The organism is Hyphobacterium sp. SN044, assembly GCF_021864465.1.
GTDB lineage: Bacteria > Pseudomonadota > Alphaproteobacteria > Caulobacterales > Maricaulaceae > Hyphobacterium.
Map to the genome: position 1 here is coordinate 151,694 of NZ_JAKKUV010000004.1, position 15,907 is coordinate 167,600.

Genomic DNA, 15,907 nt, shown 5'->3' on the forward strand with positions numbered 1-15,907 from the left:
GCCCTTTTTCTTTGGCGTAAGGGTCAGCGCGCCGCCCAGACTTCCAGCAACCGCCGGGCGATGGCGATCTTCGGTGGCACATCGGCGTCGGGATGTTCACCGGCCAGCATGGCGGCGATTTCGGCCTTCGTGAACCAGCGGGCGGTTTCCAGCTCGGCGGTGTCGATCGTCACGTCGCGCGAGATCGCCGGAACGATCAGCCCGATCATCAGCGAGGACGGGAAGGGCCAGGGCTGGGAGGCGATATATTCGGCCCGGGCATGATCGACCTTGATGCCGGTTTCCTCGGCGGTTTCGCGGGCGCAGGCCTCCTCGATCGTCTCGCCGGGCTCCATGAAGCCTGCCAGTGCCGACCACATGCGGGGCGGCCAGGCGGCCTGACGGCCCAGGAGGCAGCGGTCTCCGTCGACCGGCAGCATGATAACGACCGGATCAGTGCGCGGGAAATGCTCCGCGCCGCACGCGATGCAATCGCGCTTCAACCCGCCGCAGCCGTCTTTCAGCCGGTCCCCGCAACTCGAACAGAAGCTGCGCCGCTCGCGCCACAGCAGCAGCGAGCGGGCGAAGGCGAAAATCCCCGCTTCACCCATCTCCAGCCGCATCCCGGCGGCGCGCGGATCGGAGAAGCGGGAATCCTCGAACGGGTCGCTGGAATCCGCCGTCTCGCCGGCGAACAGTGCGGTACCGTCCTCGAAGCCGAGGAAGATCAGCTCGCGGTCCGGGGCGAAACGGGGATCGTTCAGCGGGAAGCGGATCAGCTGGCCATTGTGCGAGATCAGCGGCTCGCCGCCGCGCAGCACGATGCGCCGGCCGGCGGGATCCGCCTGCAAGGCCGCCAGCGTGGTGGCATCACGTCGCACCGCCTCGCCGCGATCCAGCGGACAGGCCGAAAAGGCGAGGGGCGGGAGGCCGGTATCGGGCATGGTCGCCATCCTTCAAGCGTTGGTGCCGTGCTACTGCCAGTCGGCGGCGTTGCCAACCGGACTTGAAACCCGGCCGGGTGATGCCCACACTCTATTTAAGGAAAAGCTGAACAAACTGGGATCGGTTCTGAACACGCTGTTCGCCATCGCGATGTCGCTTCAACTCGCCGGGACGCCCATCGAGGCCGACCCGGTCGAGGCATTTTACGCTGCGCGCGCCGGTGCGCCGGTCTGGACCGGGGACGCCAACCGGGAGAACCGCGCCGACTTGCTCGCTGCGCTCGCGTCGGCGTCTCACCACGGTCTCGATCCCGCCGACTATGGCTATGATGCATTGCTGGTTGCTGGTCCGGGCGAGGTTGATCCGGCGCTTGAGCGCCTGGCCACCGAAGGCTGGATGTCGCTGGCCGACGATCTGGCCACAGGGCGGGTCCATCCGCGCGACTACGGGGCGGAATTCGATGCCCCCGAACCGCTGGCCAATCCCGCAGACGCGCTGGCATTGATGATCGCGGCGGGCGAGGTTGCCACAAGCCTTGAGGCGCTGGCGCCGCGGCGCCCCGACTACCGGGCGCTGCAAGCTGCGCTGCAGCGCTATCGCGAGATCGCAAAACAGGGCGGTTGGCGCGCGATCGAGGCTGGCCCCGCCCTGCATCCCGGTGACCGCGATGTCCGGGTGCTCTATCTGCGCGACCGGTTGCAGGCGGAAGGCCTGATGCCGGCCCTCCCCTGGCCTGTGCCCGAAGCGTTTCCCGACTTCATCGACGCCATGATGACCTATGACGAGGCGGTCGAGGCCGCTGTCATGGACGTGCAGCGTTCCGGGCACATGGAGGCAGACGGTGTCGCCGGGGCAGACACGATCGAGTGGCTCAACATTCCCGTGGAACACCGCATTGCGCAGATAGAGGCGAATCTGGAGCGACTGCGCTGGCTGCCGCGTGAGCCCGCCTCGCCGCGGGTGGAGGTCAATCTGCCCGATTACCGCCTCGCAGTGTACGGAGACGCAGGCCTGGTCCGGAGCTACGACGTGATCGTCGGGCGGCCGAGCCGGCCGTCGCCGCAGCTGCACGCGCAGATGCGCTACATGATCCTCAATCCGTGGTGGGAGACGCCGCACCGTCTGGCCGTCCTCGACGAGCTGCCGCTGTTCCGGCGCGATCCGGAAGCTGTCGAGCGGCTCGGCTTCGTCGTGCTCAACCGGGAGACGGGTGAGGCCGTGGACGCGTCGGAGATCGACTGGACCACGGTCAGCGCGCGCGACTTTCCCTACCGCCTCCGCCAGCGCCCCGGCCCGCTCAACGCGCTGGGCGTGGTGAAATTCATCTTTCCCAACCCGTTCTCGACCTTCCTGCACGACACGTCCGCCCGCGCGCTGTTCAACCGGCCGTCGCGGGCCTTCTCCTCCGGCTGCGTCCGGGTGCGCGATGCTGTGGCACTGGCGGAATGGGTCGCCGCACTCGCGAGCGATACCGACAACGAGCGTTTGCACGACGCCCTCGACAGCGGGGCGGAAACCCGCATCGATCTGAACCGGCCGATCGATGTGCGTTTCCTCTATCTCACCGCCGTCGCAGACGGGGCGGGCGGCGTGCGTTTCGTGCCGGATGTGTATGGTCTCGACGAGAGACTGATCGAGGCACTCGGGGGTGTGCCTGAAACGGAAAGTCCTGACGATGAAGTCGATACTGACGGGTTTATTCTGGCTGACGGCAGCAGCGAGTGCGGCCTCGGCCTCTGACATGGCACCGGTTCGCGAGCCGGTCGATATCCAGGCCTATGACAATGGCCGCACCAGCCTGACGGTTTCGGTGAATGACGGCCTGTCTGTCGATTACCGGGTGTTCGCGCTGTCGGTCATGCCGGGCGAGATGCTGATGCTGTCCGCCGACCGGGCGGTCGACTGGCGGTCCGAGCGTCCCTTTGCGGAAGGTCTGGGCGAGCGCGCGATCTGGCTCGCGCCCGAGCAGCCCGGACATCACGTGATCGAGGCGGTCGCCGAGAACGGCGAAACCATTCGTCTGAACGTCTTTGTCCTTCGTCCGGCGAACGAGATGCGCGATGGCCACCTGTCCGGCTACCGGATCGGCGACTATCCGCGCGAACCCTATCGCGGGCTCGACACCTACCGCGCACCCGAGGGCTATATCGAAGTCACCCAGGACATGCTGGAGATCGAGGTGGCACCGCATTTCACGCTGGGCCAGTTCCTGTGCAAGCAGGACGCGGACTGGCCGCGCTACGCGGTGGTGCGTGAAGACCTGCTCCTGTCGCTCGAACACATCCTCGAACGCGTCAACGAGAACGGCTGGCGTACGGACGGCTTCGTCGTGATGAGCGGCTATCGCACGCCGGACTACAATCGCAACCTCAGGAATGGCGAGCATTCGCGCCACGTCTATGGCGGCGCGGCGGACATCTTCATCGATGAGGACGGCGACAAGGTGATGGACGATCTCAATGGCGACGGCCAGCAGAACCAGGAAGACGCCGCCGTCCTGTTCGACTTCATCCATACCCTGATGGAAGACGAGGCAAACGGTCTCGCAGGCGGGCTCGGCGAATACCGGGCCAATGGCTATCACGGTCCCTATGTCCATATCGACGAGCGCGGCTTCAACGTCCGCTGGGGGCGGTGAGACGATCTTCAGTTATTGCAATTAAGAACGAGTCGCATAAACTCGGATTGTGGTGTCGCCGTTTCATTGCGGGCGAGGCCGTAATCCGGGGAGTGAGCGATGCGATGGGCCGCCAATGATCTTGATGCTTTCAGCGAGACACTGTCACTGAATTCCGTGCAGGAAAGCGCCTCCGACCGCGCGGTGCGCGACTGGTTGGAAACCCAGTCGCGCGTGGTGACCTGGTGGCGCGATCTGCTGGTTGAGTCGGGTGGTGACCCCGACCTCGTCGCAGCGCTCGACGACCATGCGGCATTCCTGCGGGGCGCGTCGGCGGGGTAAATTCGAATCTCAATAACCGCTCTTCGAGACGCGATCTTTCGGTCGCTCCTCAGGACAGGTCATTGAGTTCGAGCCTGTCCTGAGGAGGGCGCGAAAGCGGCCGTCTCGAAGGGCGGCTCGATTTACTCCGACGCTCCCCGGTTTCGCGCAGCGAAGACCGGGGTCCAGCCTGGATCCCGGATCGGCGCCTGCCCTCGCGGAGGCGGAGGTCGCCGTCCGGGAAACGTCAATCAGTCGCTGAACGTCACCCCACCCCGCTCCCGTCTTGCTGACGCAAGCCGCTCGCGTCCCTCCCCCTCAAGGGGAGGGTAGGGCGCTGCTACTCCACATTCCGGCCTCGACCCGGGTGATCGGGGTCGAAGTCCCGATCGAGGGAACCGCATCGAATGCCCGGCGTTCCGACCCCGTGCCGATAGTCGAGATCCACAAGTGGCCGTGAAGCGTCGAACCGTCTGGAGCCTGGCCGCGACCGGGGTCGTGCTCGCCGGGCTGATCACCGGCGCGGCGGCCTTCATGTGGTATCTCTCGAGCCCGGACCGGGCGACCGGCTTCATCCGGAATCAGATCGCTTTGCGGACCGAGCGCGAGGTGTCGCTCTCTGCCGGCTGGGTCGATTGGGGTTGGAAGCCGGTGCTGCGGCTGCGCGCCGTTGGGCTCGAGGGCAAGGCCGATGCCGGCATTCTCGACCTGCGGCTTGATCCCTTCGGCTTTCTTGTCGGGCAACGCGTGGTGGAGCACGCCGATATCGAGGCGGCCGCCTACAGCACGACGCTCGGCAGCGGCGGGTCCGGACCGCCCGGGTTTCTGGACCAGGTGGCGTCGGTCGAGATGCGGCAGGTCCGGCTCGACATTGCGCGCCCGAACCGGCCCGTCTCGCGCCTGTACATCACGCGCGGAACGGGCGATCTGCGCAGCGGCGATTTCGAAGCCGAGGGGCGCGGCGGAGGGGCCGACCTGACCCTGTCCGGCCGTGCGGCCAGCCTGTCGCTTGACGGGTTCGAGGGCGAGATGATGGTCTCGGGCGACAATTTCGCCGACTTCGCGGCCCTGTTCGGCCTGTCCGCCCCCGACACGCCGCCCTTCACCCTGTCGGGCGGGCTGAGCCATGACAGCGATGTCTGGCGGTTCGCCCCGTTCGACGGGACGGTGGGCGACAGCGATCTGTCGGGCGAGATGGCGGCGGACTTTTCGGGAAACCGTCCTCTGCTGACCGCCGATCTGCGTTCCGATCTTCTCGATCTCGACGATCTCGGCGTGATCATCGGTGCGCCATCGGACGTGCAGACCGGCGAGGAGAATGCACAGCAGGCGGCGATCAACGCTGCCTATGCCGCCAGCCCGCGCCTGATCCCCGATGCCGAGCTCGACTTCACCCGTTTCCGGGCCGCCGACGCCGAAGTGCATTTCGAGGCGGGCGAAGTGAAGGCCGGTCCCTTCCCCCTGCGGTCGATCAGCTTCGATCTCGTCCTGCGAGAAGCCGTGATGACGATCGATCCCCTTGTGTTCGAAGCGCCGCTCGGCGGTACGCTCGACGGGCGGATCGATATCGACGCGCGGTCCGACACGGTGCGCAGCCGCGCGGAGGGCCGGCTGGAGGGCTTCGACCTGCGCGAGATCGCGCAAGGGAGGCTGGCACGCGGGCCGATGACCAGCGAATTCCTGCTGAACCTGACCGGATCGGACCTGCGCTCCGCCTTCGCCTCGGCGGATGGCGAGATTTCCCTCTGGACCGGTGCGGACGCCGAATTGCGCAGTCTCGCGGTCGAAGGCGCCGGGCTCGATCTCGGGGAGGTCTTTCTGCTGATCCTCACCGAGGACAACGAGAATGCGGAATACGTGCCGGTGCGCTGCGGCGCGGCGCGGTTCGAGGTCGCGGACGGGGTCGCGCATGCCCGCCCGGTCGTGCTCGACACCGAGGACAGCCTGATCCGTATGGACGGCGAGGTTTCGCTGGAAACCGAGATCATCACGCTCGACGTGGATGCCGACGCCAAGGACGTGTCCTGGGGCAGTCTTCTCGGTGGCGTCAGCATTGGCGGCACGCTGCGCGACCCCTCCGTCGACATCAATGCGGTGGCAACGGTTCTGCAGGGCGGAGCGGCGGCGCTCCTGTCCGGCGTGGCCGGGCCGCTGGCGGCCTTGCCCTTCACCCAGCCCGGCCTCGGCGAGGATGCGCCGTGCGGCGCGGTGCTGGCGCATGCACAGGCCGTCGCGGACCGCGAAGCGCAGGACGGCTGACTCCTGCGCCTTGCACCCGCCGCCCCGGCACGCGATATTGGGGGTGGAAGGCCGGCGCGGACGGAGCCCTCGCCAACCCGGTCAGGTCCGGAAGGAAGCAGCCGTAACGAGTTTCGCTCCGGGTCGCTGTCCGGTCTTCCACCTAACGCCGCACCAGCTCCCTAAAGGTCCATGGACGACGCTCCGCCCGACATGCCGGAAAATGCGGAAGGCCCGCCCCTTGGACTGGACACGCCGTCCTCCAGGGCCGGCTACACGGTGCTCGCCCGCAAATACCGTCCGTCGCGTTTTGAAGACCTGATCGGCCAGGAGGCGATGGTGAGAACGCTCACCAATGCCTTCGCCTCGGGCCGGATCGCCCATGCCTACATGCTGACCGGGGTTCGCGGGGTCGGGAAGACCACGACGGCGCGCCTGATCGCGCGGGCGCTCAACTACAAGACGGCCGAGGTCGACCAGCCGTCCATCGTGCTGGACCCGCCGGGCGAACATTGCGCCGCGATCCAGAAATCCGCGCATGTCGACATCATGGAAATGGACGCCGCGTCGCGCACCGGCGTGGGCGATATCCGCGAGATTCTCGACGGCGTGCGCTATGCGCCGGTCTCGGCGCGCTACAAGGTCTATGTGATCGACGAGGTTCACATGCTGTCCACCTCGGCGTTCAATGCGCTCCTGAAGACGCTCGAAGAACCGCCTCCGCATGTGAAATTCATCTTCGCGACGACGGAGATCCGGAAGGTTCCGGTCACCGTGCTGTCGCGCTGCCAGCGCTTCGACCTGAAGCGTGTCGACCGCGACGAACTCGCCGCGCACCTGAAAGGCATTGCCGAGAAGGAAGGCGCGAAGATCGAGGACGACGGCCTCGCCCTGATCGCCCGCGCGGCGGAAGGCTCGGTGCGTGATGCGCTGTCCCTGCTCGACCAGGCCATTGTTCAGGGTGGCGACAGCGATGCGCCGGTCAGTGCGCTGCAGGTGCGCGACATGCTGGGCCTCGCGGACCGGGCGCGGGTGCTGGACCTGCTCGAAGCGGCGCTGTCGGGCGATCACGCCAAGGCGCTGGCCGAGATTGCCGAGCTCTACGATGCCGGGGCCGATCCCGCCGTCATCACGCGCGACTGCCTCGATTTCGTGCACGCCATCACGCGGGTGAAGGTGGTTGGCGAGGACGCCGATCTGGCCGAGGCGAAGGAGACGGTCGCCCGTCTGGCCTCGATCGCCGAGGGCCTGTCGCTCGCCCAATTGACGCGGCTGTTCAAGATATTGCTCACCGGGCTCGACGATGTGCGTCAGGCGCCCGAGCCGCTGTCGGCGGCGGAGATGACGCTGCTGCGCCTGTCCTCGGCAGCCTCGCTGCCCTCGCCGGAAGATGCGGCGCGGATGATCGCCGAAGGCGGTCCCGCGAAGGAGACAACGCCCGCCCCAAAGCCTGACGCCCCGAAGGGGGCGGAAGCTCCCAGGTCGGAGAGTTCGGGCGCGGAGCAGGACGACGCGTACGGGGACATTGGCGACGACGTTCGCGACGACGTTCGTGATGATGCGCCCCCGCTGTCCGCCTATGAGGACGATCTACCGGACCCGGAAGCTGACGCGCCTGCAGAGGCCGAAGCCCCGGTCGAAGGGCCGAAGGATTTCGAGGCGCTGATCGGCCTTCTTGAGCGCAAGCGCGATATCCGTCTGAAATCCGATGTCGAGCGTTTCGTGCGTCCGGTCAGCTACAAGCCCGGCAGTCTGGTGTTCGAGCCGGAGGCGCATTGCCCGCCGGACCTGGCGCAGCGTCTCGCACGCGCGCTGACGGAGTGGACCGGGTCGACCTGGGCGGTGCTGCCGTCGAAGGATTCGCGCGGCGGGGAGACCTGGTCCGAACGGCGCAAGCGCGAACGCCGCGAATTGTTCGAAGTGACCCGCCGCGACCCGTCCGTGGCCGAGGTGCTGAAGCATTTCCCGGACGCAGAACTCGTCGATGTGCGCAGCGCTTCGGAAGATGAGGAAGACTTCGCCGGCAATGGCGAAAAGAGACAGGAAAGGTCCTGACATGGCCGATCTGATGGGGCTGATGAAACAGGCCCGCGAAATGCAGCAGAAGATGACCGAGGCGCAGGAAAAGCTCGACCGCGAAGAGGTCACGGGCGAATCCGGCGCGGGTCTCGTCACCGTCACGATGACGGCGAAGGGCGAAATCAAGTCGGTGAAGCTCGATCCCTCGATGATGGTGCCATCTGAAGTCGAAGTCGTGGAAGACCTGATCGTCGCGGCGAGCGCCGATGCGCGCCGCAAGGCCGAAGCCGTGCAGCAGCGCGTGATGAAGGAAGCCGCCGGCGGGCTGCAACTGCCGCCGGGCATGAGCCTGCCGGGGATGTGAAGCGCGGCTATGCTGCGTGTCCCTGCCGCCGATTCGCGTGAGCTGAAATCTTGAGCCGAGCCACTGCCGGACCCGAAATCGAGCGCCTGATCTCGCTTCTGGCCAAGCTGCCGGGGCTGGGGCCGCGCTCGGCGCGCCGCGCGGTGCTGCACCTCCTGAAGAAGCGCGAGGCGCTGATGGGGCCGCTGGCCGAGGCGCTGGCCGATGCGGCGGACAAGATCCGCGCCTGCTCGACCTGTGGCAATCTCGACGTCACCGATCCGTGCGCCATCTGCGCCGCGCCGGGCCGCGACCCGTCGGTGATCTGCGTGGTGGAAACGGTCGGCGATCTCTGGGCGCTGGAACGCGCCAGCGCCTTCCGCGGGCGGTATCACGTGCTCGGCGGGACATTGTCGGCGCTCGACGGGATCCGCCCGGAAGACCTGAACATATCCGGACTGCTGGAACGCGCGTCGGGCGAGGAGGCGAAGGAGATCGTCCTCGCCCTCAACGCCACGGTCGATGGCCAGACGACCGCCCACTATCTCGCCGACAAGCTGACCCCGCTCGGCGTGTCGGTCACCTCGCTGGCGCGCGGCGTGCCGGTGGGCGGCGAGCTCGACTATCTCGATGACGGCACGCTGGCCGCCGCCTTCCGGAGCCGGCGCCCGGCTTGACCGGGCATCGCCTTGCAATAATTCCCGATTCACTTCCTTCTGCAGGGCCTTGGGGGATGTGGTGGTGCTGTCCGTTCGAGATTATCGATGAGTGACGGTTCGCGGCCCGCGGACAATCCGGTCCTGCCTGGAAGCGGGCGAGCGGCCTTCGTCTTCATTTTCTGCGTCAGCCTGTTCATCGCCTGCCTGATCAGCGCGGCGGTGCTCGCGGTGAAGCCGATCGCGTTCAACCTGCTGGGTTTCGGACTGCTCGTGCCGGTGGGGACGTTCGCCTTCGCGCTGACCTTCACGGCTACCGACGTGATCAGCGAAGTCTGGGGGCGGACGATGGCGACCCATGTCGTCGTCTCCGGCCTTCTGATCCGTGTCATCGTGTTCGGCCTCTTCGCGATGGGGATGACGATCGAGACCTGGGTGCCCTGGGCCGGGCCTGCGGATTACTGGACGGCGGAGAATGATGCGGCGTTCGAATTCGTGCTGGCCGGATCGAACCGGATCAATTTCGCCGGCATGGTGGCCTTCGGCCTGTCGGCGCTGACCGACGTCTTCATCTATCACTATTTCCGCGAGCGCGACCGCGGCAAGAACCGGCTGTGGTGGCGCAACAATGTCTCGACCATCATCGCGCAGATCGTGAACTCGGTGCTGTTCATCACGGTCGCCTTCGGCGGTGTCGTGTCGATGGCGGCGCTGTTCAGCCTGATCCTCGGCCAGGTGGCATTCAAGATCCTGACGGCGTGGCTCGACACGCCGCTCGTCTATGTCCTGCGCAACCTGGCAACGGGCCGGAAACTGCTCGACTTCCGGGGCTAGCTTCCGCGGCCTACCGGGCCGGAACGATCCGCATCAGCGCGCCATCGGGTTCCGGCTCGTCGGTCAGGATATAGAGCGACCCGTCCGGCCCCATCCGCACATCGCGGATGCGCACGCCTAGCTCGCCGAGCAATTCCTCTTCGCCGGCGATTTCACCGTCTTCGAGATCGACCCGGCGCAGATGCGACCCGGCGAGCGCGCCGACGAACAGATCGCCCTGCCAGTCCGGGAAATCCGCGCCGTCATAAAAAGCCATGCCGGACGGAGCGATTGACGGGGTCCAGTGCAGCAGCGGCGCCTCGAAGCCGTCGCCCTCGGCGTGGTCCGGGATCACCTCGCCGTCATAGTGGTCGCCGTTGGAGGCAAGCGGCCAGCCATAATTGGCCCCGGCCACGATGCGGTTGATCTCGTCGCCGCCGCGCGGGCCGTGCTCGATCTCCCAGACATCGCCGCTGAAGGGTTCGATGGCGATCGCCTGCGGATTGCGGTGACCATAGCTCCACACCGCCTCGTCCCCCTCCTCGCCATCGGCGAAGGGATTGCCGGGAGCGGGTTCGCCGTCTTCGGTCAGGCGCACGATCGTGCCGAAATGATTGGTCGGGTCCTGGGCCTGGTCCATGCGGATGAAGCCCTCGCCGATGGTGAGGAGCAGCGTGCCGTCGTCGAGAAAGATCATCCGCCCGCCATAGTGCGCGCCGCCGGGCTTTGCCGCTTCGGCGCGGAAGATGACGTCCGTGTCTTCAAGCTGTGTCGCGTCCTCGCTCAGCCGGCCGCGCGCGATGGCGGTCCGGTTCATCACGGTATTGCCCTGCGCGAAGGACAGATAGACGAGGCGGTTCTCGGCGAAATCCGGGTGCAGGACGACGTCGAACAGGCCGGCCTGGCGGTTGTTGAAGACGTTCGGCACGCCGCCGATCGGTGCGTCGGCCAGCGCGCCATCACGGACGAGGCGCAGGCGTCCGGCGCGCTCCGTGACCAGCATCGCCCCGTCGGGCAGGAAAGTCAGCGACCAGGGATGGTCGAGACCGTCGACGACGGTCTCGGCTTCAATCGCATAGTCCTGCGCCATGGCAGGCGCGGCGGAGAGGAGAAGCAGGGCGGGCAGGGCGCGGAGCATGGACAACCTCGAATCCGGATACGGGAACGAGGTTAGTACGCGCCTGTCCGGCGGCAAGTTCCGTTGGGGCGTGGTCCTGCTTCAGGCGACCTGCGGGTCGGAGCGCAGCGATTTCGCCAGCGTGCCGAGACGCGCCGGCAGGTGCGGTTCGAAGGCGCTGATCTGGGCCCAGCGGCGGCGCACCCGGGCCGGGAGTTCGGCGACATTGGGCGGCAGGATGCGGGCGCAGGCCTCGGCGGTTTCCCAGCCTCGGATCATGAAGGCGGCAAGGCCCGCATCCAGCACGCGGCCGGTATCGAGCGGCACCTCGTAATTGCCGTAATATTTCTTGTACTGGCCGTGCCCGCGGCCGAGATCGATCCGCGACATGCCGAGACGTTGCGCGTTCTCGATCAGGCCGTGGATCAGCAAAAGGCCCGGCGAAGCGCAGGCGAATTTCGCGTCATAGGCGGGGAACCAGGAATGGTAGACGCCGCCGGCCATCAGGCCGATTTCCACCGCGGCGAGCTGGTCTCCGAAATAGAGCGCGGCGGTCAGCGTGCCGAAGGGGCTGCCCTCACGGCGGCGCAGATCGGCCAGCAGCTGGTCGGCCCAACCGACAGACAGCACGTCGAGCTTGCCAGTGGCGCGGTATTGCTGGCCCTTCCAGGCCTTGAGCGCGGCATAGTGGTCGCCGGTCGGATCGCCGAAGACGAACTGAGCCGGACCGAAGTCGCGTTCCGCCTTGCGCAAGCGGCGCGCCATCTTCTTGAAATGATCGCGGTGCAGAAGGCTCTGCGCGGCGAACCAGGCGTCACCGCCCTCGCTGACATCGCAGATCACCGAGCCGTCGCGTTCGCGGCATTCGCGGATCAGGTTGAGGCCGCTGGTCAGCCAGTTGTCGTAGACCAGCGCGCAAGCACCGGCTCCGGACAGCACGTCGCGCGGATGGATGCGGACCCCCGGGGCCGAGACGACCCCCTGATAGTCCGACATCGGTGAGCCGACCGGGCGGACGACGCCGCCCTTGGGCGTATGGTGTGCGAAGAAGCCGACAGCCTCGCCGCCATCGCGGATCACCGTCACGCGGACATCGCGGCGGACCCGGTCCACGGCCTCGGCGAAATCATGCAGCAGATAGGGGCTGGTCAGCTGACCGCCCGGTGCGGCCCAGGCGTTCCAGCGCCGCACATCGGCTTGGGTCAAGTCCCGGATCGAAACGGTTTCCGTACGCATCACTGCCGGTCTCCCTGTTCGGAGACGAGACCGAGCAATGGCCGGGCCAGTTTCCCTTGAGAGTTGATCGAGGGTTAATTTTCCCCACCAGGGAGAGCGCGGGGCGCGGAGGACTCGTCTTCAAGTTCGACTTCGGCGATACGTTCGCCGCGTGACGTAATCCGCTTCGCGGATGTCTCGATGTCGTCGATATCCTTGTTGGCCTGATTGAAGTGCGTTCGCAGTTTGTCGACCCGCGTTCCGAGCAATTCGACATCCCGCAGCATCAGCCCGACTGCCTTCTGGATTTCCGCGGCCTGCTTGTGCATCTCCGCATCGCGGAGAACGGCGCGAACCGTGTTGAGGATCGCCATCAACGTGGTCGGTGAAACGATCAGAACCTTCTTCGACAGGCTGACATCGACAAGGTCCGGGAAGTCGGCATGGATCGTCGCATAGACGGCCTCGGACGGGACGAACATCAATGCGTGTTCGGCGGTCTCACCCGGAATCAGATATTTTTCAGAGATCGCGCTCAGATGCTTCTTCACGTCGGAAACAAAGGCACGTTGAGCGGTCAGTTTCGCCGCGTCGTCGCTGGCATCGACCAGCGCGCGATAGGCTTCGAGCGGGAATTTCGCGTCGACGGCGACCGAGCCGGGAGGATTCGGCATCCGGATCAGGGCGTCCGGGCGAACACCGGAAGATAGCGTCGCCTGAAAATCATACGCCGAGGGAGGAAGCAGGCTGGAGACAACGTCTTTCAGCTGCACTTCGCCGAAAGCTCCGCGTGCCTGCTTGTTCGACAGGATCGCCTTCAGGCCGGTTACCTCGCCTGATAGTTCGGAAATGTTCTTCTGCGCGCTGTCGATCAGGGCGAGACGCTCATAAAGATGGCGCAGCGCGCCCTGGGTCTTCTCGACGCTTTCGCCCAGCGAATCCCCGACCCGCTTGGTCACCGCATCGAGGCGTTCATCCATCGCCTTGCGGAGCCCTTCCTGACCCGAGGTGGCAGAGCTGGCAAACTGGTCGAGGCGGCCCTGCAGTTGCGAGAGTTGCGCGGCAATGGCTGCACTCTCGCTGGTGTCGGGCTTGCGGCGAAGCAGAAGAGCACCGAGGCCAAGGCCGGCCAGGATGCCGAGAATCACGATACCGGCAATGATGGCGAGAGTTGTCGTATCGAGGCCGTCCATCGGGCGGGGTTCCTTAATTGTTCCGCAGTCAAACCCCTTGTATCACCGATTCGGCATGCTTGACGCGAGAGAGCGCTGACCCTAGCTGAACCCCATGGCAGTCCGAGACATCCTCACCATTCCCGATCCGCGCCTGAAACAGGTGTCGAAGCCCGTCGACAAGGTCGACGACGCGCTTCGCGATCTGATGGATGACATGCTGGAGAGCATGTATGCCGCCGACGGGATCGGCCTCGCCGCAATCCAGATCGGCGAGCCGGTGCGCGTCATCGTGATGGACCTCGACTGGGGCAAGGGCGAGCGCAAGCCGCGCTATTTCGTGAACCCGGAAATCCTCGACGCGTCGGAATCGAAGCTGCCCTACGAGGAGGGCTGCCTGTCGGTGCCGTCCGTCTATGACGAGGTCGAGCGCCCGGATCACGTCCGCCTGAAATATCTCGACTACAACGGCAAGGAAGTGATTGAGGACGCCGAGGGCCTCTACGCGGTCTGCATCCAGCACGAGATGGATCACCTCGAAGGCGTGCTGTTCATCGACCACCTCTCGCGCCTGAAGCGTGACCGGGCGGTGAAGCGGGTGAAGAAGCTGGGGCTGGAAAAGGTCCCGGCGGCCGGGTGAGCCGCAACGCCGTCCTGATTCGCGCCGCGACCGCGGCGCTCTTGCTGTTCACGACGCTCGTCATCCTGCAACCGCATATCGAGGCATGGTTTGCCGCGCGGGAATGCGCGGCTGATGGCGGCCGCTGGATCGCGGAATTGCGGGCCTGCGCCGTGATTGTCGACACGGCGGACCAATCCGCCGCTTGACCGCCTGCCCGGACCGGGGTCGAGTACGGTCCATGAAAGCTCTCGCTCCCCTTCTTGCCGCCGCCGCGCTCGCGGCCTGCGGCAATTCCGAACCCGCTCCCGAAGCCGCCGCCGGGACCGACCTGTTCTCCGCACTCAGCGCGCGCTGCGGCCAGGCCTATGAGGGCCGGGTGCTCGGCGACGATCCTCGCGACGCCGACTGGCGGTCGGAAACGCTGGTCATGCACATCCGCGAATGCGGCGATGACGAGATCCGCATCCCGCTGCATGTCGGGGAGAACCGCTCGCGCACCTGGGTGGTGACGCGGCAGGGCGAGGGGCTGCGCCTGAAGCATGACCACCGCCACGAAGACGGCAGCGAGGACGTGCTGACCCAGTATGGCGGCGACACGGAAGGCGCGGTCACCGGCCTGATGGCAGAATTCCCCGCCGATGAATTCAGTCGCGACCTTTTCGTGCGCGAAGACATTCCGGTCTCGGCCGACAATGTCTGGCTGATGCAGATCGAGGGCGAGACCTTCACCTATGGCCTGACCCGTCCGGACCGGAATTTCCGGGCCGTGTTCGACCTCAGCGAACCGGTCGACCCGCCGCCCGCGCCCTGGGGGTTCGAGGACTAACCGGCAACGACGAGCGCAAGGGCACGCTTTGGGGGCTTGATCGGCGCGCGGCTTCGCGCTCAAACCCGCTCATGACATTGCGCCTCGCCTTTCTCGGAACGCCCGACTTCGCCGCTGCCTCGCTCGCCGAGATCGCTGCGGCGGGCCATGACATCGTCCGCGTCTACACCCAGCCGCCGCGTCCGAAGGGCCGGGGACATGAGGAGAGGAAGACGCCGGTCCACGAACTGGCCGAAACGCTGGGGCTTCCGGTGGAGACGCCGAAAAGCTTCAAGGACCCCGGCGTGCTGGCGGACTTCGCCGCACTCGACCTCGATGCCGCGGTCGTGGTCGCCTACGGCCAGATCCTGCCGCAGGCGGCGCTCGACGCGCCGCGTTTCGGCTGTCTCAACCTGCACGGTTCGCTCCTGCCGCGCTGGCGCGGCGCGGCGCCGATCCAGCGCGCCATCATGGCTGGGGACGAACGCACGGGCGTGCAGGTGATGCAGATGGAGGCCGGGCTCGATACCGGGCCGATCCTCCTGAGCGAAACCTTGCGCATCTTCCCCACCGACACGGCGGGCAGCCTGCACGACCGGATGATGGCGACGGGCGCGCAGATGTGGCCGCGCGCGCTCGCCGCGCTCGAACGCGGATCTCTGGAAGCCCAGCCCCAGAGCGAGGACGGGGTCACCTATGCCGCCAAGATCACGCCGGAAGAGGCGCGGATCGACTGGACCCGCCCGGCCGACGAACTCAGCTGTCACATTCGCGGCCTGTCGCCCTTCCCGGGGGCGTGGTTCACGCTGGATGCCGGCGGCAAGCCGGTGCGGGTGAAGGTGCTGAACGCCAAGGCCGAGGAGGGCGAGGGCGTGCCCGGCACGGCGCTCGACGACACGCTGCTGATCGCCTGCGGCGAGGGCGCGGTGCGTCTGACCCGGCTGCAGCGCGAGGGCAGGGGCGCGATAGACGCGGCGGACTTCCTGCGCGGTACGACGATCCCCGCCGGGACGGTATTGGGCTGATGCCTCTGATCGTTGAAACC

The 15,907-nt window shown here is 66.5% G+C and carries 16 protein-coding genes and 1 other RNA gene; 13 read left to right on the forward strand and 4 right to left on the reverse strand.

The annotated features are described in order from the left end of the window. Positions 1-23 precede the first annotated feature (23 nt). Positions 24-923 (reverse strand): NAD(+) diphosphatase, encoded by a 900-nt coding sequence (nudC, locus tag L5876_RS07305; protein WP_236955514.1) that lies wholly within the window; start codon positions 921-923, stop codon positions 24-26. On the opposite strand from nudC, the gene L5876_RS07310 reads away from it, so the two are divergent. The 9 genes from L5876_RS07310 (at position 922) to L5876_RS07350 (ending at position 9,952) form a co-directional block, all read left to right on the forward strand. Then, positions 922-2,664 carry a murein L,D-transpeptidase gene (locus L5876_RS07310; protein WP_236955515.1) on the forward strand — a complete coding sequence of 581 codons (1,743 nt, stop codon included), beginning with the start codon at positions 922-924 and terminating at the stop codon, positions 2,662-2,664. The genes nudC and L5876_RS07310 overlap by 2 nt on opposite strands. Continuing rightward, positions 2,600-3,562 (forward strand): D-Ala-D-Ala carboxypeptidase family metallohydrolase, encoded by a 963-nt coding sequence (locus tag L5876_RS07315; protein WP_236955517.1) that lies wholly within the window; start codon positions 2,600-2,602, stop codon positions 3,560-3,562. Before L5876_RS07310 ends, L5876_RS07315 begins: the two co-directional genes overlap by 65 nt. Positions 3,563-3,661: 99 nt before the next feature. Continuing rightward, a complete protein-coding gene (locus tag L5876_RS07320) occupies positions 3,662-3,883 on the forward strand; it encodes a hypothetical protein (protein WP_236955519.1) in 222 nt (73 codons plus the stop codon). A gap of 429 nt (positions 3,884-4,312) precedes the next feature. Further along, positions 4,313-6,121, forward strand: coding sequence for an AsmA family protein (locus tag L5876_RS07325; RefSeq protein ID WP_236955521.1), 1,809 nt, complete (start codon positions 4,313-4,315; stop codon positions 6,119-6,121). A gap of 45 nt (positions 6,122-6,166) precedes the next feature. Further along, positions 6,167-6,264: signal recognition particle sRNA small type (gene ffs, locus L5876_RS07330), an RNA gene on the forward strand. 28 nt (positions 6,265-6,292) lie between these two features. Continuing rightward, positions 6,293-8,155 carry a DNA polymerase III subunit gamma/tau gene (locus L5876_RS07335; protein ID WP_236955522.1) on the forward strand — a complete coding sequence of 621 codons (1,863 nt, stop codon included), beginning with the start codon at positions 6,293-6,295 and terminating at the stop codon, positions 8,153-8,155. Between the two features lies 1 nt (position 8,156). Continuing rightward, entirely contained in the window at positions 8,157-8,483 is a 327-nt protein-coding gene (locus L5876_RS07340) for a YbaB/EbfC family nucleoid-associated protein (RefSeq protein WP_039710699.1), read from the forward strand. A 50-nt stretch (positions 8,484-8,533) separates the two neighbouring features. Then, on the forward strand, positions 8,534-9,139 hold the full coding sequence (gene recR, locus L5876_RS07345; RefSeq protein ID WP_236955523.1) for a recombination mediator RecR: 606 nt from the start codon (positions 8,534-8,536) through the stop codon (positions 9,137-9,139). 87 nt (positions 9,140-9,226) lie between these two features. Beyond that, positions 9,227-9,952 (forward strand): queuosine precursor transporter, encoded by a 726-nt coding sequence (locus tag L5876_RS07350; RefSeq protein WP_236955524.1) that lies wholly within the window; start codon positions 9,227-9,229, stop codon positions 9,950-9,952. Positions 9,953-9,962: 10 nt separating this feature from the next. On the opposite strand, the gene L5876_RS07355 is transcribed toward L5876_RS07350, so the two are convergent. From L5876_RS07355 to L5876_RS07365, 3 genes are all read right to left on the reverse strand, one after another. After that, positions 9,963-11,069 carry a PQQ-dependent sugar dehydrogenase gene (locus tag L5876_RS07355; protein ID WP_236955525.1) on the reverse strand — a complete coding sequence of 369 codons (1,107 nt, stop codon included), beginning with the start codon at positions 11,067-11,069 and terminating at the stop codon, positions 9,963-9,965. Positions 11,070-11,150: 81 nt separating this feature from the next. Continuing rightward, a complete protein-coding gene (locus tag L5876_RS07360) occupies positions 11,151-12,284 on the reverse strand; it encodes a GNAT family N-acetyltransferase (RefSeq protein WP_236955526.1) in 1,134 nt (377 codons plus the stop codon). Between the two features lie 74 nt (positions 12,285-12,358). Beyond that, positions 12,359-13,456 (reverse strand): DNA recombination protein RmuC, encoded by a 1,098-nt coding sequence (locus tag L5876_RS07365; protein WP_236955528.1) that lies wholly within the window; start codon positions 13,454-13,456, stop codon positions 12,359-12,361. A gap of 94 nt (positions 13,457-13,550) precedes the next feature. On the opposite strand from L5876_RS07365, the gene def reads away from it, so the two are divergent. From def to fmt, 4 genes are all read left to right on the forward strand, one after another. Further along, positions 13,551-14,075: a peptide deformylase gene (gene def, locus L5876_RS07370; protein ID WP_236955529.1), complete on the forward strand. Its 525-nt coding sequence runs from the start codon at positions 13,551-13,553 to the stop codon at positions 14,073-14,075. Then, positions 14,072-14,263, forward strand: a complete 192-nt coding sequence (locus L5876_RS07375; protein WP_236955530.1) for a hypothetical protein — start codon at positions 14,072-14,074, stop codon at positions 14,261-14,263. Before def ends, L5876_RS07375 begins: the two co-directional genes overlap by 4 nt. 32 nt (positions 14,264-14,295) lie before the next feature. Further along, complete coding sequence (locus L5876_RS07380) at positions 14,296-14,883, forward strand: hypothetical protein (RefSeq protein WP_236955531.1); 588 nt, start codon at positions 14,296-14,298, stop codon at positions 14,881-14,883. A gap of 77 nt (positions 14,884-14,960) precedes the next feature. Further along, positions 14,961-15,887, forward strand: coding sequence for a methionyl-tRNA formyltransferase (gene fmt / locus L5876_RS07385; RefSeq protein WP_369281023.1), 927 nt, complete (start codon positions 14,961-14,963; stop codon positions 15,885-15,887). Positions 15,888-15,907: the final 20 nt, after the last annotated feature.

Coding starts and splice junctions, on each gene's coding strand:
- L5876_RS07310 (WP_236955515.1), top strand. CDS start 922: ATGGTCGCCATCCTTCAAGCGTTGGTGCCGTGCTACTGCCAGTCGGCG.
- nudC (WP_236955514.1), bottom strand. CDS start 923: ATGCCCGATACCGGCCTCCCGCCCCTCGCCTTTTCGGCCTGTCCGCTG.
- L5876_RS07315 (WP_236955517.1), top strand. CDS start 2,600: ATGAAGTCGATACTGACGGGTTTATTCTGGCTGACGGCAGCAGCGAGT.
- L5876_RS07320 (WP_236955519.1), top strand. CDS start 3,662: ATGCGATGGGCCGCCAATGATCTTGATGCTTTCAGCGAGACACTGTCA.
- L5876_RS07335 (WP_236955522.1), top strand. CDS start 6,293: ATGGACGACGCTCCGCCCGACATGCCGGAAAATGCGGAAGGCCCGCCC.
- L5876_RS07340 (WP_039710699.1), top strand. CDS start 8,157: ATGGCCGATCTGATGGGGCTGATGAAACAGGCCCGCGAAATGCAGCAG.
- L5876_RS07350 (WP_236955524.1), top strand. CDS start 9,227: ATGAGTGACGGTTCGCGGCCCGCGGACAATCCGGTCCTGCCTGGAAGC.
- L5876_RS07355 (WP_236955525.1), bottom strand. CDS start 11,069: ATGCTCCGCGCCCTGCCCGCCCTGCTTCTCCTCTCCGCCGCGCCTGCC.
- L5876_RS07360 (WP_236955526.1), bottom strand. CDS start 12,284: ATGCGTACGGAAACCGTTTCGATCCGGGACTTGACCCAAGCCGATGTG.
- L5876_RS07365 (WP_236955528.1), bottom strand. CDS start 13,456: ATGGACGGCCTCGATACGACAACTCTCGCCATCATTGCCGGTATCGTG.
- def (WP_236955529.1), top strand. CDS start 13,551: ATGGCAGTCCGAGACATCCTCACCATTCCCGATCCGCGCCTGAAACAG.
- L5876_RS07380 (WP_236955531.1), top strand. CDS start 14,296: ATGAAAGCTCTCGCTCCCCTTCTTGCCGCCGCCGCGCTCGCGGCCTGC.